Source organism: Sulfuricurvum sp. (genome assembly GCF_028713855.1).
Classification (GTDB): Bacteria; Campylobacterota; Campylobacteria; order Campylobacterales; family Sulfurimonadaceae; genus Sulfuricurvum.
The window spans coordinates 106,624-125,812 of sequence record NZ_JAQTNN010000003.1 but is presented as its reverse complement, the minus strand read 5'-3'; the positions used below and the strand labels follow the sequence as shown (position 1 = coordinate 125,812).

At 38.4% G+C, this 19,189-nt stretch carries 21 protein-coding genes and 2 tRNA genes; 1 reads left to right on the top strand and 22 read right to left on the bottom strand.

Annotated elements, in window-relative coordinates:
* Position 1: 1 nt before the first annotated feature.
* From PHI47_RS04085 to rfbA, 17 genes are all read right to left on the bottom strand, one after another.
* The gene (locus PHI47_RS04085) at positions 2-787 is read right to left on the bottom strand and encodes a hypothetical protein (RefSeq protein WP_299934040.1); all 786 of its coding nucleotides are present in this window, start codon (positions 785-787) and stop codon (positions 2-4) included.
* A 14-nt stretch (positions 788-801) separates the two neighbouring features.
* Entirely contained in the window at positions 802-1,698 is an 897-nt protein-coding gene (locus PHI47_RS04080) for a hypothetical protein (protein ID WP_299934038.1), read from the bottom strand.
* 3 nt (positions 1,699-1,701) lie between these two features.
* A complete protein-coding gene (locus tag PHI47_RS04075; RefSeq protein ID WP_299934036.1) occupies positions 1,702-2,817 on the bottom strand; it encodes an FkbM family methyltransferase in 1,116 nt (371 codons plus the stop codon).
* A complete protein-coding gene (locus PHI47_RS04070; protein ID WP_299934034.1) occupies positions 2,793-3,932 on the bottom strand; it encodes a Gfo/Idh/MocA family oxidoreductase in 1,140 nt (379 codons plus the stop codon). Before PHI47_RS04070 ends, PHI47_RS04075 begins: the two co-directional genes overlap by 25 nt.
* 7 nt (positions 3,933-3,939) lie before the next feature.
* The gene (locus tag PHI47_RS04065) at positions 3,940-5,127 is read right to left on the bottom strand and encodes an ATP-grasp domain-containing protein (RefSeq protein ID WP_299934031.1); all 1,188 of its coding nucleotides are present in this window, start codon (positions 5,125-5,127) and stop codon (positions 3,940-3,942) included.
* Entirely contained in the window at positions 5,124-6,212 is a 1,089-nt protein-coding gene (locus PHI47_RS04060; RefSeq protein ID WP_299934029.1) for a DegT/DnrJ/EryC1/StrS family aminotransferase, read from the bottom strand. The genes PHI47_RS04065 and PHI47_RS04060 overlap by 4 nt, the downstream gene beginning before the upstream one ends.
* Positions 6,209-7,039, bottom strand: coding sequence for a glycosyltransferase (locus PHI47_RS04055; protein ID WP_299934027.1), 831 nt, complete (start codon positions 7,037-7,039; stop codon positions 6,209-6,211). Before PHI47_RS04055 ends, PHI47_RS04060 begins: the two co-directional genes overlap by 4 nt.
* Positions 7,040-7,160: 121 nt before the next feature.
* Positions 7,161-8,138: a glycosyltransferase gene (locus tag PHI47_RS04050; protein ID WP_299934025.1), complete on the bottom strand. Its 978-nt coding sequence runs from the start codon at positions 8,136-8,138 to the stop codon at positions 7,161-7,163.
* A gap of 18 nt (positions 8,139-8,156) precedes the next feature.
* Complete coding sequence (locus tag PHI47_RS04045) at positions 8,157-9,140, bottom strand: glycosyltransferase (RefSeq protein WP_299934023.1); 984 nt, start codon at positions 9,138-9,140, stop codon at positions 8,157-8,159.
* A gap of 9 nt (positions 9,141-9,149) precedes the next feature.
* Positions 9,150-9,908: a polysaccharide pyruvyl transferase family protein gene (locus tag PHI47_RS04040; protein WP_299934021.1), complete on the bottom strand. Its 759-nt coding sequence runs from the start codon at positions 9,906-9,908 to the stop codon at positions 9,150-9,152.
* A gap of 1 nt (position 9,909) precedes the next feature.
* Positions 9,910-11,220, bottom strand: a complete 1,311-nt coding sequence (locus tag PHI47_RS04035) for a 3-deoxy-D-manno-octulosonic acid transferase (protein WP_299934019.1) — start codon at positions 11,218-11,220, stop codon at positions 9,910-9,912.
* Between the two features lie 9 nt (positions 11,221-11,229).
* The gene (locus PHI47_RS04030; RefSeq protein ID WP_299934017.1) at positions 11,230-11,622 is read right to left on the bottom strand and encodes a GtrA family protein; all 393 of its coding nucleotides are present in this window, start codon (positions 11,620-11,622) and stop codon (positions 11,230-11,232) included.
* On the bottom strand, positions 11,612-12,547 hold the full coding sequence (locus PHI47_RS04025) for a glycosyltransferase family 2 protein (protein ID WP_299934015.1): 936 nt from the start codon (positions 12,545-12,547) through the stop codon (positions 11,612-11,614). Before PHI47_RS04025 ends, PHI47_RS04030 begins: the two co-directional genes overlap by 11 nt.
* The gene (gene rfbB / locus PHI47_RS04020) at positions 12,544-13,557 is read right to left on the bottom strand and encodes a dTDP-glucose 4,6-dehydratase (RefSeq protein WP_299934013.1); all 1,014 of its coding nucleotides are present in this window, start codon (positions 13,555-13,557) and stop codon (positions 12,544-12,546) included. The genes PHI47_RS04025 and rfbB overlap by 4 nt, the downstream gene beginning before the upstream one ends.
* A complete protein-coding gene (rfbD, locus tag PHI47_RS04015) occupies positions 13,554-14,423 on the bottom strand; it encodes a dTDP-4-dehydrorhamnose reductase (protein ID WP_299934011.1) in 870 nt (289 codons plus the stop codon). Before rfbD ends, rfbB begins: the two co-directional genes overlap by 4 nt.
* The gene (gene rfbC, locus PHI47_RS04010; RefSeq protein ID WP_299934008.1) at positions 14,416-14,988 is read right to left on the bottom strand and encodes a dTDP-4-dehydrorhamnose 3,5-epimerase; all 573 of its coding nucleotides are present in this window, start codon (positions 14,986-14,988) and stop codon (positions 14,416-14,418) included. The genes rfbD and rfbC overlap by 8 nt, the downstream gene beginning before the upstream one ends.
* Positions 14,985-15,875: a glucose-1-phosphate thymidylyltransferase RfbA gene (rfbA, locus tag PHI47_RS04005; RefSeq protein WP_299934006.1), complete on the bottom strand. Its 891-nt coding sequence runs from the start codon at positions 15,873-15,875 to the stop codon at positions 14,985-14,987. Before rfbA ends, rfbC begins: the two co-directional genes overlap by 4 nt.
* A 93-nt stretch (positions 15,876-15,968) precedes the next feature.
* Here rfbA and PHI47_RS04000 point away from each other — a divergent pair, with 93 nt between their 5' ends.
* Positions 15,969-16,373 (top strand): hypothetical protein, encoded by a 405-nt coding sequence (locus PHI47_RS04000; protein ID WP_299934004.1) that lies wholly within the window; start codon positions 15,969-15,971, stop codon positions 16,371-16,373.
* A gap of 78 nt (positions 16,374-16,451) precedes the next feature.
* On the opposite strand, the gene PHI47_RS03995 is transcribed toward PHI47_RS04000, so the two are convergent.
* The 5 genes from PHI47_RS03995 to PHI47_RS03975 form a co-directional block, all read right to left on the bottom strand.
* Positions 16,452-16,526 (bottom strand) — tRNA-Asn (locus tag PHI47_RS03995).
* Between the two features lie 27 nt (positions 16,527-16,553).
* Positions 16,554-16,628, bottom strand: a tRNA-Asn gene (locus tag PHI47_RS03990).
* A 57-nt stretch (positions 16,629-16,685) separates the two neighbouring features.
* On the bottom strand, positions 16,686-17,624 hold the full coding sequence (locus PHI47_RS03985) for a radical SAM protein (RefSeq protein WP_299934002.1): 939 nt from the start codon (positions 17,622-17,624) through the stop codon (positions 16,686-16,688).
* A gap of 2 nt (positions 17,625-17,626) precedes the next feature.
* Positions 17,627-18,670, bottom strand: a complete 1,044-nt coding sequence (hemE, locus tag PHI47_RS03980; protein ID WP_299934000.1) for a uroporphyrinogen decarboxylase — start codon at positions 18,668-18,670, stop codon at positions 17,627-17,629.
* A complete protein-coding gene (locus PHI47_RS03975; protein WP_299933998.1) occupies positions 18,663-19,187 on the bottom strand; it encodes a YqhA family protein in 525 nt (174 codons plus the stop codon). The genes hemE and PHI47_RS03975 overlap by 8 nt, the downstream gene beginning before the upstream one ends.
* Between the last annotated feature and the right edge of the window lie 2 nt (positions 19,188-19,189).

Genomic DNA, 19,189 nt, shown 5'->3' with positions numbered 1-19,189 from the left:
TTTAGCTCAGGTTAATTGAGAATAATGTCTCAATACGTTTTCGGATACTGTAAATAATTTTTCGGTTTAAAAGCCGATTTAAAAAAGGGCTTGAAGTAATTATCATCGGTGTACATGTGGTACGGATGTATAATATAGAAAGCAATTTTGAATATTTATCAATAAAAGATTTTTTAGCCAGCGTAAAACTCTCATTGCAATTTCCACCGCTTTTATGATGGAGATGGAAATCGATAACATAGGCATTCCACCCTAAGAAAGAGGCGATAGTACATAAGTCTGTGCCGTACATATGAAATCCGTTTAGATCGTGCGAAAGAGCCAGATTGGCTTCATTTTTAATGAGTAAAAAATTCTCATCCAGACTTTTGACTTTTGCGGGAAATTGCCCGATTTTTGTATTCTCCCCCCAAGGATCACTGATACGGCAGTATTTTTCAGTTAATCCGTTAAAACCTGCATTTCCCAAAATTGCCCAATGTGGATCGAGTATATCAAGTTCTGCGATACAGTGGTTAAGAACATCGATATTGTCGTATTTGAGAAGGATATCCTGATGACATATAATGATGTATTTTCCGCTGGCAAGATTAAGAAATTTATTGAGTCCGCTGAACCCATCATCGGTGTTGCTGTTTGAGTTGTCGACGTAGATAAATTCAGTATTTTCATCATTAAACCCGGCTCTTTGGAACGATGTAATCATTTCTTGAAACTCGTCAAAATTAGTGACGAGAGTGCAGACTGAAAAGTTTTTTACCGGCTTGTAGTTATTGATATTTTTCAAGTTTTCTCTCATTCTTATATAAAATATTCATTACATTTTTGAATAAAATTGTGAACAGTTTGATTAGCTTTTTTTTCTTGTTCTTTTAGAGTTGGTAGTAATAGTGATCTTGTTGCCAATGCGTAGGGGATATTGTCGAAGCCATAAGCAAGGCCGTAATATATTTTTTCATCAGGGTACCATTCTGTTTTTGAAACATTTTCTTCTGGTATGATAACTGAAATTGCACCGCATAAGGCCGCAAATTGTGAGTACATAGTATAGGTATCATATGATATACACATTTCAACTTGATTGAATATTTTTGCCATTTCTTCATGGGATAATTCATCCACAAGTATAGAATCATTTAAGTCATGGACTATTGTACGTCCTTTGCCTTTACGTAAAATATAGCATGTCCCTTTTCTGGAACCAAAATTTGTTTGCTTATATATATCATCTAAAATAAAAATTGTTTGCAGTAAATGATCTTTATGTGGGTTTATTTCAGTATTATTAAAGACTGTTTGATAGAAAAAATACAATTCATTGTGCCCGTATAATATTTTTCCTGTATGATATCCAGGTTTATGCAGAAACCATCGAACGACATAATCTGCATTCAAAGGATTCCCATCTATCGTTTCAGGGTATATGACGATAGAGTTTTTGATATCGTTAAATCTTGCCATTGGTGTGTTGAAATTAGGCATAAATTGAAATGGATGACGTAAATTACGACGAAAGTATTTTAGATATTTGATTATAAACTCAATAGGTCTCTTTCGACTAAAAATAGGTTTATCCCAATTCCATAAAAAAGCTTTTTCATTATTTTGATTTAATAAATCACATAGTCTATGTAGAGCAATGATCCCACCGATTTTTATATTAAAAGAACCAGTATAAATAATATATTTTTGATTCATGATTTATCCATGCATTTGTTTTGGAATAAAAAACATAACAGTTTCATCTGTACCTTCAGTGTAATGTCTTATAAATAGATCATAGTCATTTCTAATCGCCAAAATCTGCTCTGGTATTTTCCATAAATCATCAACTTTGTGATAAACACTGATTGCCATTTTTGGATAGTCATTTAAGATATGATTTTTCATACCATCAATAGCTAATGATTCTGCACCTTCAATATCCATTTTAATAAAAGTAACGTTTTCAGTGACTAATGTATCTAATGTATCTACCTCGATTTCAATAGTTCCGTTTTCAGAAATACTGCTTGCTGAGCCTGACCCTGTATCAAATCGCAAAGTTTCTTTCTGATTTGACAACCCCTTTGAAATAAAGTTTACATTTTTGAAATCTTTTAAATTCTTCTTTGCAAGGGTTAAATTTTCTTTCGATGGTTCGAAGATATAAATTGATTTATATGTTGGGCAACGCTTGATGAACTCTATGCTGGTTTGACCATCATATCCGCCTGCATCTACAAAAACTTCATTATCCGTAAAATTTAAAAAATCTTCAAAATATTGTCCAATCTGATCGACTTTATAATCTACAAGATACGATAAATTCCTATTTTGTCTGAAGTTAATTAAATCAGAATAAATTTTTCGTGATTTAGTTTCTTTTATTTTGGAGAAAATATAATTATACTTATTCCAATTGAGTTCAATATCTTGTTTTGCTTCATCAATAAACTCTATTGACAAGTTTATATTTGAGTATTTTACAAGCTCTAGGTAATCTAAAATATATTTAAAACCTGCATGCTGTAAATTTTTTATTGCTGTATGTGGGTATATGGCTAGGGAACATGATACCACAATCACATCGTTTTTATTTAAGATATCAGAACTTTTAAAGACGGGTTTTCCCAACCATTCTGTCATATCTGTGAAGTCATCAATAAATCCATCAATTGCTATGGCTGATAGAAGATTTTGAGTATTTTTGTTTCTTCCTAAAACATATCGCTTAACTTTTTCATCGCTAAAAAATCTTGTTGCCAATTTTTCTTTTTTTAAATCAATTGTCTCTTTTCCAACTACAAGCATCATTTGTCTTCCAACTTTATCCATCTATTTTCATCAGTTGATTTTTTTACAGCTTCAAATACTTCCAAGCCCTTTGTCGCTTGCAGTGCATCATATGACCAATCAATAGTATGATTTTTGTCGATTTTGTATTGAGTAAGTTTCTCGGCTATATCAACATACAGATTTCCAAAAGCTTCTATAAATCCAGCCGGATGACCTGATTTGAATCTATTGTATCTCAATTGATTTGATACGGCCACATTTGAAGCTCTATCAATGATCATTCTATCACCGTTGAGAGTTTGAAACATTAATTCTTCCGGTTGCATCTGAAACCATTCCGCGCTCCCTTTTCTCCCATAAATTCTTACTCTCAGTCCATTTCTATGACCAATAGCAGATTTTCCATACCATATTTGGCTTCTCATCCCATTTGCGTATCGTGCCATACAAGAAACATTATCGATTACTTCTGGAAACCAACCAAAGCTTGATTGATCAGCTACAAGTTCGATGGGGTTTTCATTGGTTAAAAAGTAGACCATATGTTGAAGATGTGTTCCTAAATCAAGTGATACACCCGGAATTTTCCCATCGGTTAATCTCCAAGTTTGAGGAGTAGGTTTAGTTCCATTAATAAGTCTTGCAAAACTCTCTTGAGGCATCTCGATATTGATATTTGTAATTTGACCGAGCTTATTATCTTTGATCATATGTTGTAACTCTCTAAGCATTGGATATCCGGTATAGTTGTGTGTAACAGCAAAAAAAGCTTTTTGTTCATTTACCTTTTCTGTAATTTTAAGACCTTCTTCATACGTTGTTGCAAGTGCTTTTTCTGAAATTACCGAATATCCTAAATCTAAGGCTTTATTTATCATCTTGTAATGATCTGGCGTTGGGGTAAGAATAACGACTGCATCGATATTTTGTATTTCATTGTCTAAAAGTGTTTCCCAATCCGAATATAAATGCGTTTCTTCAACACCCCACGTTTGTGCTGTTCTTTTATTAATATTCTCTCTTCGGCTAAAACATCCGGCAGATAAAACAAAAAGGTGATCCATTTGAGAAGCTATGTAATGAGTATAGCCGATTGCAGAGTCAATTCCTCCACCCAGAAATGCTAATTTCAAAGGCTCTTTATAATGTATCATTTTAAATTTATCCTTCATGACTTTGAATCAATTCAAGCGTTTCCAAGGCGACATAATCTTTCAATTTTTCAGTTAATGTTTCCATCTCTTCAACATTATGATGCTCAATAAAATAGATTCCAGATTTGTCAAAAGGAGCCGCTTTCATTGGCTCACCACTGTATTTAAGCTGAACATTCTGAATGTGAGGACTATTGATATTAAGACTTGAACTAATAAATACACAATCTTTATCGACACTTACTGTATGTCTTGAGATAAATTTTGGTTCAATTGCTTCTATCCTCTCAGGTAGATCTAAACCCAAAAAAGGAAGTGAATACAATTCTGAATAGTTTATACCGGTAGCTTTTTGAATAAGTTGACTGTATAAATCACCTGGGCATCTTCTAGCGATTTCAATTAAATAAAACGTTTCATTGTTTGAGATGAATTGTGTATGGATTAAGCCATCACATAAATCTAAATCAGACGCAAATTGTTCTGTCCATTTTCGCAAGGCTTGTTGAACTTGTTGACTAAGACGTGAGGATACGTTTGAGCTATTAACCTGATAAGGATAAACGGTACAGTACTCATTAACAAAAAAATCAACCACAATTTTTTTGTTTTTGATGAATGCTGAGTGGCTGTAGAGTTTACCTTCTACAAATTCTTCGGCAACAACTAAGCCAGATTGTGAGAATTTCTTCGCTTCTTTCCAGTGTGCTTTGAACTCATCAACGCTATAGGCTTTGTTTATTCCCTTACCACTAAAAGAGTCTACTGGTTTTACTAATACCGGAAAATTAAGAAGATCAACCTGATCAGGATTGCTGATTGCTCGTGGTATAGGATAACTTTTCTGTTCAGCGAATGCTCTAAATCTATCTTTATGATGAATTGTCAAGACCGTTTCATAATCATCAAACCCTTTAAACTTTAATTTTTCAGCCACATATGCTAACGACATATAAGATCTGTCATTACAGCCTGGGACTACGCCATCATATTTATTTTCAGATATATGCTTATATAGTAACTCTACATCCGCATAATTAAGATTTATTGATTTATCTGCTAAAAAATGGGCGGGGTCATTGAGCTTGGAGCCTACAACACTTAAGGTATAACCTTTGGATTTAATGGATTGAAGGATTGGCAAAACACAAAAATTTGCATCGCACAAAAGTATATTCTTGGAATAATTTTTCATTGTTTAAACTCTGTTAATGTATTTTTTATTATTTTGATAATCGTATTTTGCTCTTCTGATGTCAGTTCAGGATAAAGAGGTAAACATAGTATTCGTTTTGCGATATTTCTCGATATCGGCATTTCTTGTTTTGGTTCGATATAGTTTAACGTATCGAGAGATGGGTAAAAGTAGCGCCTAGGAAATATCTGTTCCTTATGGAGTGCATTTTCAACCCGTTTAAGCTGTTCTTCGCTCTTTAAAACTACAGGAAAATAACTGTAGTTTTGTGTTGCTTGCTCATTTAACTCCTGAAACTGTATTAAACCTTGTAAATCTTTTATATAAGTATCAAATACAACTTTTCTTTTTTGTTTGATCTCTTCAATATCGTCAAGAACACAGAGCCCCATTGCAGCTTCAAATTCATTCATTTTTGCATTGGTTCCCAATTCCGGGATTGATTCAGCGTTTTCAATGCCAAAGTTGATAAGATAGCGTGTTTTTTGAACCAATTCATCATCATTGATGATAAGTGCACCACCTTCAATCGTATGAAAAAGCTTTGTCGCATGAAAACTAAGTGTAGAGATGTCTCCATAATTTAGAATACTTTGGTCTTTATATCGTACATCAAAAGCATGAGCAGCATCGTAGATAACTTTCAGATTATGTTGCTGTGCGATTTGTGCTATTTTTTCGACTTTACACGCATTTCCAAAAACATGGACACCTAAAATAGCAGATGTATTGGGCGTGATTGATGCTTCGATGTTCTCAGGATTGATGTTAAGCGTATTGGGGTCAATATCAGCAAATATTGGTAAGAGCCCATTCGTGACAAGTGAACTGGTTGTTGCAACAAAGCTAAATGGGCTGGTAATAACAAAGCCTTTTAGCCCAAGAGCCCGATAGGCAAGTTCTAGAGCTACTGTACCATTGGCTACTAGAACGATATTTTTGACACCAAGATATTCAGCTAGTCTTTGTTCAAGTCGTTGAACTAGGGGTCCATTATTGGTTATCCAACCATTTGCATAAATTTCATCGATATACTGCTTGTATTTTTCAATATTAGGAAGATAGGTTTTGGTGACATTAATCATTCTTTTATTATGCCATCTTTGCAAAAATATATTTTTTGTGCGCGATTGTTTTCCATAATCTCTCTGTTGATATCCGCTTCGACGGAACTAAATCGTTTTGGATGATAAAGGTGGAGAACATTGGCATTATTTCGACACGATTTGAGCTCGATTCCCATTCCTCGAAATCGCCAGCTCGGATCGACATCTTCGCCTTCAGACGGTAGTCGATATACTTCGTCAAAACCGTTTATTTTTAAAAAATCATCTTTATAACATGACCAATTGCATCCGACAATGTGTCTTACATGCCGTTTATGGATTTGTCGGCTGATAAATGAGTGGGATTTAAATAGAAGTCCGTCTTCGGGATGTCCTGCATCATCGGCGATCATTGCCGGTAGATACCAAAGGAATTTTTTTTCGATATCTAGAGTTGTGAGCTCATGCCGTTTGATCCGTTCGCTAAATTTAGCTCCCAATTCAAACCGTTTTCCGCATAGGACGATCCCTTTTTGGGAATTTTCGAGATGCGCTTGGACAAAGTTGCTGTAAGGGACACAATCTCCGTCGATAAAGATAAGGTATTCATTGCTTGCTGCTTTGATCGAATTGTTCAGTGCAATATTTTTACGCCATCCGTCATCTTCTTGGGTGAGATGGACGAGATTGGGAAAGCGATCTTTTTGGGTTGCGAGAAAATCTCGCATTTCTGTTGATTCACCATCTTCAGAGACAATGATCTCATCAGGAAGGGCGGTTTGATTTGCAAGACTGTCTAATATAATACTTAATGCCTCAGTGTCTTTGTAGACAGAGATAATAAAGGTCGATTTCGGATAAGGCATATGAGAAAGCTCCTGAAATATATGAATGCCATTTTATCGGGTATTTGTGAAATCTACATTAACAATCATTTTATTAAGTGCTATATATTATTTTTTTGTACGGTTTGATGTGTATCTCGAATTAAAAAACTATTTTTCTGAATTTTCTTAGCAGATAAACCAGAGGATGAGATAATTTATGTTCTAAATTTGCTTGTGATTCCATAAAGGCTATCTCATTGTTGATCAACAGTAACTCAAGTTTTGAAAGAGAAAGGTTTTTTATAATGCTTTTGTAGGTATCAGCTGCTTCTGTAAGATTAGTAGTGTTCTGTAATAGAAAATGGTATCGTATTACATAGAAGGCAATTTGCTTTTTGAGGTACTTTCGGAAACCGCTATCAGGTTCTTTTTGCAGTAATGTCTCATAGGTTGCTATGATAGTTGCCAAACTTGAAAAATGTTTAAGGGATATTTTTTGTGTCATTATCGAGTTTGCCCGTTGGCGGTAAGCGTAGAGAAGCATGTCGATATGCGATACCCGCGAGGCGTTGACATACAGTCTCGGATGGGCTTCATCATCCTCATGTATAATGGTTTCATTGTAAAAAAAGTAGATTGATTCGAGATAGGCACGTTTGTATAATTTACACCAAGCCATTACAACACTGTCCCCGTTTTGTAAAAAATGTTTTCCGTTGCTGAGAATACCTATTTTTCGTTTTACATGATGTGCTTTTTCTTGCTCGCCAACTATAGTAAAATCAAAGCTCAAGATATCTAAATCTTGCATGGAAGCGGTAGTGTACAAAAGAGAGAGCGTGTTTGAGGTGAGGAGATAATCATCGCTGTCGGAGAAAAGTATGTATTCGCCCTGCGCTTTTTTAAGACCATTATTGCGTGCACCACTTAATCCTTGATTTTTCTGATCTATGATGATAATCCGCTTGTCATCTGCTGCATATTTTTCAAGTATAGAGAGGGAACCATCGGTACTTCCATCATTTACACAGATGATTTCAATATCATGAAGTTCTTGAGAAACGATGGAATCGAGGCACTCTTTCAAATAGGCTTCGACATTATAGACGGGGATGATGACGCTTATTTTTTTTTGCATGGTTCTTGCCGTGTTGGTTTAAATCAAAATTTTTCGTAGTTTTCTAAGCATATAGATTATGGGATGAGAAAATTTATGTTTGCTGTCTCGTCGTACATATTGGATAAATTTTTCATCATTTTGTACTAAAAACAGCTCTAACTTTGAGAAGGGGAGTTTGTTTTTGATTTGCTTATAGATTTCATCTATTATAGAGGAAGGTATGTCGCTACGTAACATTAGTTGATTAAAATAGAGCACATTGTTGTACATTTGCTTTTTGAGGTATTTTTGGAAGCTGTTGTCCGTCTCGTTTTCCAGCAGTGCAGTATAGGTAGTAATGATAGCTTTTAAGCCTGCAAAATGTTTGAGGGTAACATTTTGCGTTATGATCGAATTTGGCCGTTGGCGGTAGGCATAGAAAACTGCATCGATATGGGATACCCGAGAGGCATTGATGTAAAATCTCGGGAAAGCTTCGCTGTCTTCATAAAAGATTGTTTCATCAAACATAAAGTGGATTGTATCAAGATAGGCATGTTTATAGAGTTTAGCCCAAGCTGATGTATTGGTCTCACCGCTTTGCAAAAAACGTTTTCCGTCGCTGATAATACCCGCTGTTCGTTTCGCGTGAGATTCTTGATTTTCCTCCTTGAGTGTAGCAAAATTTGAACTCACAATATCAAGATCTTGCCCGCTTGCGGCAGTGTATAATACAGAGAACGCATTTGAAGTGAGGAGGTAGTCATCACTGTCTTGGAAAAATATGTATTCCCCTCGTGCTTTTTTCAGTCCGATATTCCTTGCTCTGCCGGGACCGCTATTTTCCTGAGTGATGATAATAATTCTCTTATCATTCTCCGCATATCGTTTGAGTATTTCCAATGAATGATCGGTACTTCCGTCATTCACACAGATGATTTCGATATCAGATAGATCCTGAGTGAGTATCGAGTCCAGACACTCTTCCAGATATGTTTCAACATTATAAACAGGGGTGATAACACTAACTTTTAGGGGCACTAAGAGCCTTTAATCTGTTTTTTCGTGAAAATGGACGTTTGGAAAATACTTTTTTAACGTGGATAAATATACCGCTCTATTTTTAAAATATGATCCAGCATATAAATGTACTTCTTTACCCATCAGGCTAGCCGCTATGGCAACATGCAAACGATCTGTCATAATGATGGAAAATTGGGATGTCTCATCAAAAAAAGAGTAAATGGGTGTATTGTGATTTCCTTTGCTACTGATGTCATTGTTTGACATCGGTATTTCTATCATACCGGCACTTTCTTTGTCTGTTCTAAAAAAATAGCCGGTTCCCTTCCCCTCAGGTGTTGAGATGCTTCCAAGATAAAATGCCATATCATGACAAAATAGGGCATCCGGTATTTGTTCTTTACTTTCGTACTGATCCCGACAAAAATATGTTGCATTAGAAATGGAAGGGGTGATTTCATATGTTGAGGGCAAAACAATGATATGTTTAAAATGTTTGCTTGCCTTTTTCACTAAACTTTCATGATTCCATAAATCGCACCATGCCCCGCCCCCGCCAAAGATTAATATAGCATTAGGTTGGAATCGCGTAGGCCACCATTCACGTTTATTCGTTTTAAATGACGTTAACTCAGTGAAATTTAAACCGATATCTCGAAAAAATTTTAGTGTGGCATAGCGTATCAACGCATCACCATAATTTCCGGGATTGGCTATATAATAAACGGGACATTTTTTAGATTTTTCTATTATCACTTCTTCGAGGAGTAAAAATTCTTTTTGCATTTTAGTTCACCATTTGCATTTGAACATATTCAAGTGTCTGTTTCTGGTAGTCCATGGTGTAAGAGAACTTTTTGCTGTCATTGGCGGCGATTAGATTGATCAATCCGAAATATAAAATAATGATCAAAATATATTTCATCACGTATTTTGAATCATTGCGAATATACGAGTCAATATAAATTAAAATCGGAAATAGGGAAAATCCAAAAGCGATAATAAGATGCCAATAATTAAAAACAATGGGTGATAGAGCACCACTGATTAAAATAGCGATAAAGGCTCCAAGAGCATACATCGATAGCCATTGCTGTTGAGAAAAGTCAGAAACGGATCGGGTAAAAGCGATTGGTTTGATTAATTTCCAACTCTCATAGTTGGCTTTCCAAACAACCCACAAACTCGCAATACCGATAATTTCGATTATCCCTTTATAGGCGTACTGCACTATCTTTTGTATCATCGGATGGGCAGTAACCCATTCAAAATTAGTATACATAGCCAGAGTATTGCTAAACAAGAGCGAAGGATATCGGAACCAATAAATGATCCCTTTGAAAATAGGGTAAACGTGGACAAACCCCCATCCGATATAGCGGGCGTTGTCTTTATTCCCCGGATTTTGTCTTATTTCAGGATGGGAGAGATACGCTTGAAAATAAGGAATTAAGGAGAGACACGTAATGACAAAGGCTGTTATCACGGCATACCAATTGATTTTAATGATGCCTCGTACGTAGAGATAGAGAGAAATCATTGCTAGGATGATCCATGAATAATGGAGTTGCATCGCCATTGCAATCGAGAGAAGATGCAGGAGTGTGTGCCCAAACGATTTGCTCTCTCGCATGTGATATGCCGACCAAAAATGCAACGCACCGAAAAAGAAGAGATAGGAAGGATTATAGATGACGTTTTCAAATAAAAACCATGGATTGAGCCAATACAGGAGTAAAAAAACAAGTTGAATCGTAGGGTTAAAAATTTGTTTAATGACTGCATTAAAAAGCAAGAAAGAGGCTAAATGCAGAGCAATCAAAAAAGTCATTGGTGCCCATGGCGAGTCCCATAGCATGAGCGGAACACCAACTACCAGCGCTGAGAGCGATCCGGGGACATTTCCGACCGCACTGGCAGCATTTCCATAGGATTGCCATACCCCCTTATGTGCTCCAAGATATCCTTTTTCTAGCATTTGAAACTGATCGCCGGTAAGAATTTGATGATTTGCATAGAGGAAGGAGAAAAATAAACCGATCAGTAATCCAAGTGAAAAGAGTAAAGTAAAATTGTTTTCTAGGATTTTAGATTGCAATTGTGTCCTTTAATGGTGACGAAACGTCCAAAGTTTATGAATAACGAATGTAATCAACGGTAATAGTATAACAACGATGAGCGTTTTTATATAACTATTGTATCCAACTAACATAGCAGAGAGGATAAGTGCGGCTAAAAGTGCTCCGAATTGAACTAGAAAGTAGCGAAATGCTTTGAGCGGTGAGAGGGGATGAAGAAAAACATACCGCGACTGCACGGTATAGGAAAAAATAAACGCGACGGAAAAACCGGCCGTATTAGCAAAAAAGAGTGATGAATTAACAGTATAAAGCCATAGAAAAGCAATTCCCAGATGGATAAGCGTTGAAGAACCACCGATTAGTGCATAACGGATCAGTTTGTTCTGATAGAGGTTGACAATAATAGTGTTAATATTCATTTTCGATGATGTATGCCGGTCTGCGTTTGGATTCCATATAGATCCGCCCGATGTATTCTCCCAAAATCCCGATTCCCATGAGCTGAATACCGCCGATAAATAAGATAATGGTAATGAGAGAGGCATAACCCGGACTGTCGATACCGTAAATCAAGGTTTTTACGATGATGACACTGCCGTAGACAAATGCCAAAAAAGCAATAATCATCCCCATATAGAGCCAAATGCGCAAAGGTACGGTACTAAAGCTGGTGATGCCGTCCAACGCAAAATTCCATAGCTTCCATCCGTTAAAACTGGTTGTACCGGCTTTGCGCGGCTGGCGTACGTATTCGACAACCGCGGTTTTAAATCCGACCCATGCAAATATCCCCTTCATAAAACGTTGATTTTCGGGGAGTTTTTGAATTTCTGTGATGACTTTTCGACTCATCAGCCGATAATCGCCGACATTATCGGGGATAGTAACCTGCGAAATTTTATTGTGCAGTTTATAAAAATATTCCGCACTCAGTTTTTTGGCAAAAGAGTCGGAGGTGCGATCGACTCTTTTGGCAACCACGACATCGTAGCCGCTTTCATATTCGCGGATAAAATCTTTGATGAGTTCTGGCGGGTCTTGCAGATCGACATCGATCGGGATGACGACTTCACCTTGGCATACGTCGAGTCCGGCAGTCATTGCGGCTTCTTTCCCAAAATTTCGGGAGAGATTGATGATACGGATATGGGGATAGCGTGCTTTAGAATCCAGCAATACATCGAGGGTCTTGTCCCGACTGCCGTCATTGATAAAAATGATTTCATAGGGTTTTTTGAACGATTCGAGAATAGGGGTAACAGAAGATAAAAAATAACCGATCACTTCTTGTTCATTGTAGCAGGGACAGATGAGTGATATAAAGGGGGGATTTACAAGGCTCATAAATATTTTCCCAAATACCACTCAATTGTTTTTACAATTCCTGTGTCGAAGGTCTCTTCTGCCTTCCATCCAAGCTCAGTTTCGAGTTTAGTGGCATCGATAGCATAACGACGGTCATGTCCTGCACGGTCTTCGACATAGGTGATAAGCTCTTTGTAGCTTTTAGCATCCTTTCGGGGTTTCATGCTATCGAGAAGGGAACAGATACGATCCACGATTTGATTGTTGTTACGCTCATTACGTCCACCGATGTTATAGACTTCTCCACTACGTCCGGTATGATAGACCAGATCGATCCCTTTGCAGTGATCCAACACATAGAGCCAATCACGGATATTTTTACCATCCCCGTATACCGGAATATGTTCACCAGAGAGTGCTTTGCGGATAACGGTAGGGATCAGTTTTTCATTATGCTGTTTGGGACCGTAATTGTTGGAGCAGTTGGTAATGACGGTATTCATCCCATACGTATGATGGTATGAGCGGACGATCATGTCTGATCCGGCTTTAGAAGCACTGTAAGGGCTGTTAGGTGCATAAGAAGTTTCTTCTGTAAACAGACCCGTTTCACCCAATGTTCCGTACACTTCATCCGTACTGATATGGTGGAAACGGCACCCCTCAAATCCCGATTTATAGAGAAACGGTTTTTCCATCCATGCTTTGTAGGCAACATCGATAAGGGTAAACGTACCGTTCACATTGGTTTGGACAAATACACCGGGGTTTTTAATTGAGTTATCGACATGGCTTTCTGCGGCAAAATGGATCACACCTTGAATATCGTATTGTGTGAAGAGCGATTCAACCAACGTTCGATCACAGATGTCCCCTTGGACAAAGATATGACGTTCATTTTGCGGTGCATCGGAAAGGTTTGCCATATCTCCGGCATAGGTGAGAAGATCAAGATTGATCAAACGAATATCGGGATATTTATTCAAAAAATACGGGACGAAATTACTTCCGATAAATCCGGCGCATCCGGTGACTAAAACAGTTTTCATTTGATTTCTCCTAATGTTATCAAACACGCCTTGAGGGAATCTCTCCAATAGGGTATGGTAATTCCAAAATCATTTTTGATTTTTGCTTTATTAAGTAAACTGTAATGCGGACGTGTAGCCGGCGTAGGATATTGATCCGTAGTGATCGGATTTACCTGAGAGGATATATCGGACAGTTCAAAAATAGCTTTTGCAAAATCATACCAGCTTGCAGCACCCTCGTTGCTGTAATGATAGATCTCAGGTATTTTATTATGAATTTTTGGAAGGATTTCTAAAATTGTTTCTGCTAAATCGTGTGCGTAAGTAGGAGTTCCTATCTGATCAAAAATTACCCCAAGGCTATCTCGCTCACGGCCCAGTCTCAGCATGGTCTTTACGAAGTTATTGCCGAATGAGGAATAGACCCAAGAGGTACGGATGATAATCGAATTGCTTGGAGCTGCCTCTAGGATTGCATTTTCCCCATCGCGTTTAGTCCGTCCATAGACCCCCTGCGGATCGGTCGGATCGCTTTCAATGTACGGGCGATGATTTTTCCCATCATACACATAATCAGTAGAGATATGGATCAGGGTACTGTCATCACGTTTGGCAATTTTAGCGAGCATCGAAACAAATCGGTGATTGATACTATCCGTCAGATCGCTTTCACTTTCAGCTTTGTCAACAGCTGTGTATGCGGCACAATTGATGATCGCATCGAAACGATTGTTATCAAAGTAATCTTCAAATTGATAGAGATTGCTTAGATCGAGGGTGCTGCGATCGGCAAAGGTAAACGTGTATTGAGGATAGTGAGAACTCAGTTCTCTCATTTCAGAACCCAATTGCCCGTTAGCCCCGGTAACCAGTACTTTAGACATAGAGATTGACTCCGTATTCAAACAAATCAGCATTCGATAACAGCGGTTGCTTGGTATCTTTGAGTGAGAGTTGAAGTTTATCCGTTGTAACATTCCAGTTGATACCTAGTGAAGGATCATCAAAGGCAATTCCACGATCACACTCAGGGCTGTAATAATTATCGACTTTATACGCAAAAGTACACGTTTCACTGAGTACCACAAACCCATGTGCAAAACCTCTCGGTATTAACAACTGGCGTTTGTTCTCTCCGCTCAGTTCAATCGCAACATGTTGACCAAATGTTGGTGAACCTCGACGAATATCGACAGCTACATCCAAAACACTCCCCTCGATTACTCGTACCAGTTTGGTTTGAGCAAACGGCGGAAGCTGATAATGTAATCCTCGTAGAATACCATAGGATGATTTGCTCTCGTTATCTTGACAAAAAGATATTCTAAATCCTAAAAACTCAGAGAGCTTGTCAGCACGAAATGTTTCTACGAAATAGCCGCGTTCATCTCCGTGGACTTTAGGATCAATGATAATAACATCCGGTATTGCAGTACGGGTAAACGTCATTCGCCGATTTTCCCTTCATTGGCTCTGCGGATCAAATATTGTCCGTATTGATTTTTTGAAAGCGGAAGGGCTAGATCGAGGAGCTTTTCTTTGGTAATGTATCCCATTTCATAGGCGATCTCTTCGATACAGGCAACTTTGAGCCCCTGACGGTTCTCGATAGTTTGAATGAACATACTTGCTTCCAAAAGACTTTCATGGGTTCCCGTATCGAGCCATGCATAACCTCGCCCCATCAGCTCTACTTTAAGAGCATTTTGAGCTAAATAGGCTTGATTAACGGTGGTAATCTCCAACTCGCCCCGCTCACTTGGCGTGATTTTTTTAGCAATCTCAACAACGCTATTAGGGTAAAAATATAAACCTACAACCGCATACGAACTTTTTGGTGCAAGAGGTTTTTCTTCGATGGAGAGGACATTTCCTTCTTTATCAAACTCTGCTACACCATAGCGTTCAGGATCTTTAACCCAGTATCCAAAGACAGTAGCCTTATTCTCCTCGGTTACGTTACTCACGGATTGAGCTAGCATTTTTGTGAGACCATGTCCATGAAAGATGTTGTCACCTAATACCAGACAGACATCGTCATTACCGATAAAATCGGCTCCCAAAATAAAGGCTTGTGCCAAACCATCCGGCGAAGGTTGAACACAGTATTCAAATTTCATACCGATATCGCTGCCGTCACCTAAAAGATCTTCAAAACGGGGGAGATCCGTTGGCGTGGAGATGATAAGAACTTCTCGAATACCTGCGAGCATTAATACGGAAAGAGGATAATAAATCATTGGTTTGTCATAGATCGGAACGAGTTGTTTACTCACTCCTTTGGTGATGGGATAGAGTCGTGTTCCGCTTCCACCAGCTAAGATAATCCCTTTCATATTGCTCCCATAAGATTATTTATACAATTATAGTCAAAACAGATTTTAGATCGGTTTAATCAACTTTAACAGTTCTTTCGCAATAATAACAATATGAAGTTATTAATGATAGATCGAAGCGGTTTTCAGCTGCAAACACGAAAAATGTTACTTGAAGAAGCTCTTAAAAATAGTATTGTTGATACGGCATCGACATTGGGAGAAGTATTTATTGCATTTCAAAAGGATAAATACGATGTGGTTATAGTCGATCATGGGATTGAAAACGGTCAAGGGTGTATCGACCATATTCTCCAAATAAGCCCGGATCAATCGATTTTGGTCGTTAGCGATGCAATACACTGTGTTATACCGAGATGTGAAGATTGTGTTAACAACCATTATATACGCCGTTTATTTAATCCGACACCGATTAAAAATATTGTCCGAATGGTAGAAGGATTCCGTAGATATGAATGTGACCATTATGATGCGGAGACAAATCATATAAGAGGGTAGTTTCATGTATGCAGATACAATTTGGATAGAGCCGAAAAAATTGATTTTAAAAGTGTTGTTTAATGGATTTGTGGAGGGTGGCTCCGAATACTGGATTCGAACCAGTGACCAAGTGATTAACAGTCACCTACTCTACCGCTGAGCTAATTCGGAATAAAACAATGAAGAAATCTCTAAACGTGGCTCCGAATGCTGGATTCGAACCAGCGACCAAGTGATTAACAGTCACCTACTCTACCGCTGAGCTAATCCGGAATGTTTATGAGGGCGTAATTATACGTTATGAAGGCTCAATTGTCAATAAAAATGGGGTTATTTAGAGCGTTTTCGATGAATATTTTCCGTCGGAGTAAAAAAAATCACATTAGAACGTTCGATTTGAGCAATTTTCCCTTGATTTAGCAGGATTTGAAAGCGTTCTTTGGACTCGGTATCAAAGAGGGCATCGATGTCTTCGGCGGTCAAAGGACGTTTGTCAAGGGTTGTCAGTATCTCTTCAGCACTGTAAGTGCTCGGCATTGCCTGCGCATGAGTACGTGAAACGATGTGAATCGGAAGCGATGGGTCAAAATACTGTGACAGTGTATAAAGCTCCTCAAAACCAAGCCCTTGTACCGCATAAGCCGGAGGACGATCAACCGTACCGATATCAATACGTTCACATCGGATATCCAGTAAGATACGGTTGAGTGCTTCTATTTCGCTGAGTGTGTCATTGATACCTTTGACAAATAAAATCTCTAAAAATAATTTCCCTTTAAATAGATGTGAAAATCGGATGATACTTTCGATAATTGTAGCGATTTCTATCCCCTCGGCAGGGCGATCTATTTTTTTGAATACTTCGGCTGTTGCGGCATCGAGAGAAAGCTTGACTTGGTCGAGCTTTAGAAGAGCATTAAAAACATTCTCATCGCTAAGGCAGGCACTGTTGGAGAGAATAAGGGTTTCAACAGAGCCTTTGAGTATATTTATCTGATCGATAAGCTCGTGTAAATGAGGATACATGGTCGGCTCGCCGTTAGCGGTTAGGGTAATGACATCGATATTAGAATGTTGTTTAAGCGCTTCGGTGAGGTCGTTTAGAATAGTATCTACCGGAGTTACAGTGTGCTGGTGTGGCATCGCCGGTGCAGGGGCAAGTTCACAGTAGAGACAGTCAAAATTACATTGTTTATGCGATGCAGAGAGGTCGATCCCAAGTGATACACCGAAACGGCGTGAATGTACGGGACCGAAAATGGTGGACATGATTAGGCTTTTTTACTCACACGTTGGCATTCACGAACGAAGTGTTGTGCATTTTCAACCGGAACATCCGGGAGAATCCCGTGTCCGAGGTTGAAGATATGGCGACGTCCTTCCATGATCTCTTGGATCGCTTCTACACACGCGGTAGTTTGCTCTTTTGAGTACAAACGGCACGGCTCCATATTCCCTTGCAATACGTATCGATCACCGAGCTTTTCTTTTGCCAGAGCCATAGGGGTACTCCAGTCGACTCCGAAAACATCGAAATTTCCATACACCTGATCCAAAAAGGCAGGAACCCCTTTTGGAAACATAATAACAGGAACATGAGGGTATTTTTCTTTTAAATATTCGGCGATTTCGACCATGTAGCTCCATGAAAACTCATCGTATTTACTAGGCTCAATCGCTGCCGCCCAGCTGTCGAAGATTTGAACAACATCGATTCCCGCTTGGATCTGTTTTTCCATGTAAAGTTTGACGACTTCGGTCACTTTTTTGAGTATTTTATGAAGCAGTTCAGGGTTTGAATACATCATTTTTTTGCATATATTGTAGGTTTTGGTCCCTTGTCCCTCGATCATATAGGTGGCGAGTGTCCACGGTGCACCGGTAAAGCCGATCAAAGCTTTATTATCATCACGCGCATCAAGTTGCGCTCTTAAAATCTTGATGGTATCGTAAACATAGGTAAGTTTAGAAGCCGCTTCATCTCCGCCGATCAGTTCATTTAGATCCTCTTCAGACGCGATCGGGTTTTCGAATACCGGACCTTCCCCTTTGATGAAATCAAGTTTCATACCCATTTCATTCGGAACGACCAAAATATCGCTGAACAAAATTGCAGCATCTACACCCACGATATCAACCGGCTGGATGGTGACTTCCGCCGCCATATCAGGAGCATGGCAAAGGTTCAAAAAGTTTCCGGCACGTTTACGCACTTCCATGTATTCAGGGAGATAACGTCCCGCTTGACGCATCATCCATACAGGGGTATAAGGAGTCTCTTTTCCAAAACACGCATCAACGAAAATCTTACTCATGGTGACCTACTTTGCTCAAGAAATAAAGACCAACAGCCAACGCTGTGATGGAAAGTGCGAGATAAAAAAGCTCTAAAGCACTATTATAAGGTGTATGTCCAGCTTTTTGGAAAAAGCTAACGACGAGTACCATAACAACGACTTTGGAAATTTTATCTTTGAGCTGATCGAGTGAATGAACCGCCAAAAGTTGGTTCTCTTTCCCACCTTCATCTTTTGCAGGATCAATATCGGAGATAAAGAGCTCATACAAACCAAATGAGAAAATAATCATAATGACACCGATAAGGTATAAATCGACCGCGCCGATGATACCTCCGACGACTTGTTCGTGAAAATTTTCCGGGTGTGCATGGGTGGCGTACGATTGGATGACATATACAGCGGTATTAAAGATATCAAAACTTGCAACCGCAAAAAGGAGCACAGCCCCTACAAGACCAAAAATAACAGCCAAGATAATAATAAAGCGTGAACTCCAAAGTCCGTGTTCAAAGAGATTTTCGATGAAGTTCATCT

Excerpts from the sequence above, each read along its gene's own strand:
- PHI47_RS04080 (WP_299934038.1), bottom strand. The coding sequence starts at position 1,698 with ATGAATCAAAAATATATTATTTATACTGGTTCTTTTAATATAAAAATC.
- PHI47_RS04075 (WP_299934036.1), bottom strand. The coding sequence starts at position 2,817 with ATGGATAAAGTTGGAAGACAAATGATGCTTGTAGTTGGAAAAGAGACA.
- PHI47_RS04070 (WP_299934034.1), bottom strand. The coding sequence starts at position 3,932 with ATGATACATTATAAAGAGCCTTTGAAATTAGCATTTCTGGGTGGAGGA.
- PHI47_RS04065 (WP_299934031.1), bottom strand. The coding sequence starts at position 5,127 with ATGAAAAATTATTCCAAGAATATACTTTTGTGCGATGCAAATTTTTGT.
- PHI47_RS04060 (WP_299934029.1), bottom strand. The coding sequence starts at position 6,212 with ATGATTAATGTCACCAAAACCTATCTTCCTAATATTGAAAAATACAAG.
- PHI47_RS04055 (WP_299934027.1), bottom strand. The coding sequence starts at position 7,039 with ATGCCTTATCCGAAATCGACCTTTATTATCTCTGTCTACAAAGACACT.
- PHI47_RS04050 (WP_299934025.1), bottom strand. The coding sequence starts at position 8,138 with ATGCAAAAAAAAATAAGCGTCATCATCCCCGTCTATAATGTCGAAGCC.
- PHI47_RS04040 (WP_299934021.1), bottom strand. The coding sequence starts at position 9,908 with ATGCAAAAAGAATTTTTACTCCTCGAAGAAGTGATAATAGAAAAATCT.
- PHI47_RS04030 (WP_299934017.1), bottom strand. The coding sequence starts at position 11,622 with ATGAATATTAACACTATTATTGTCAACCTCTATCAGAACAAACTGATC.
- PHI47_RS04025 (WP_299934015.1), bottom strand. The coding sequence starts at position 12,547 with ATGAGCCTTGTAAATCCCCCCTTTATATCACTCATCTGTCCCTGCTAC.
- rfbB (WP_299934013.1), bottom strand. The coding sequence starts at position 13,557 with ATGAAAACTGTTTTAGTCACCGGATGCGCCGGATTTATCGGAAGTAAT.
- rfbD (WP_299934011.1), bottom strand. The coding sequence starts at position 14,423 with ATGTCTAAAGTACTGGTTACCGGGGCTAACGGGCAATTGGGTTCTGAA.
- rfbC (WP_299934008.1), bottom strand. The coding sequence starts at position 14,988 with ATGACGTTTACCCGTACTGCAATACCGGATGTTATTATCATTGATCCT.
- rfbA (WP_299934006.1), bottom strand. The coding sequence starts at position 15,875 with ATGAAAGGGATTATCTTAGCTGGTGGAAGCGGAACACGACTCTATCCC.
- PHI47_RS04000 (WP_299934004.1), top strand. The coding sequence starts at position 15,969 with ATGAAGTTATTAATGATAGATCGAAGCGGTTTTCAGCTGCAAACACGA.
- PHI47_RS03985 (WP_299934002.1), bottom strand. The coding sequence starts at position 17,624 with ATGTCCACCATTTTCGGTCCCGTACATTCACGCCGTTTCGGTGTATCA.
- hemE (WP_299934000.1), bottom strand. The coding sequence starts at position 18,670 with ATGAGTAAGATTTTCGTTGATGCGTGTTTTGGAAAAGAGACTCCTTAT.
- PHI47_RS03975 (WP_299933998.1), bottom strand. The coding sequence starts at position 19,187 with ATGAACTTCATCGAAAATCTCTTTGAACACGGACTTTGGAGTTCACGC.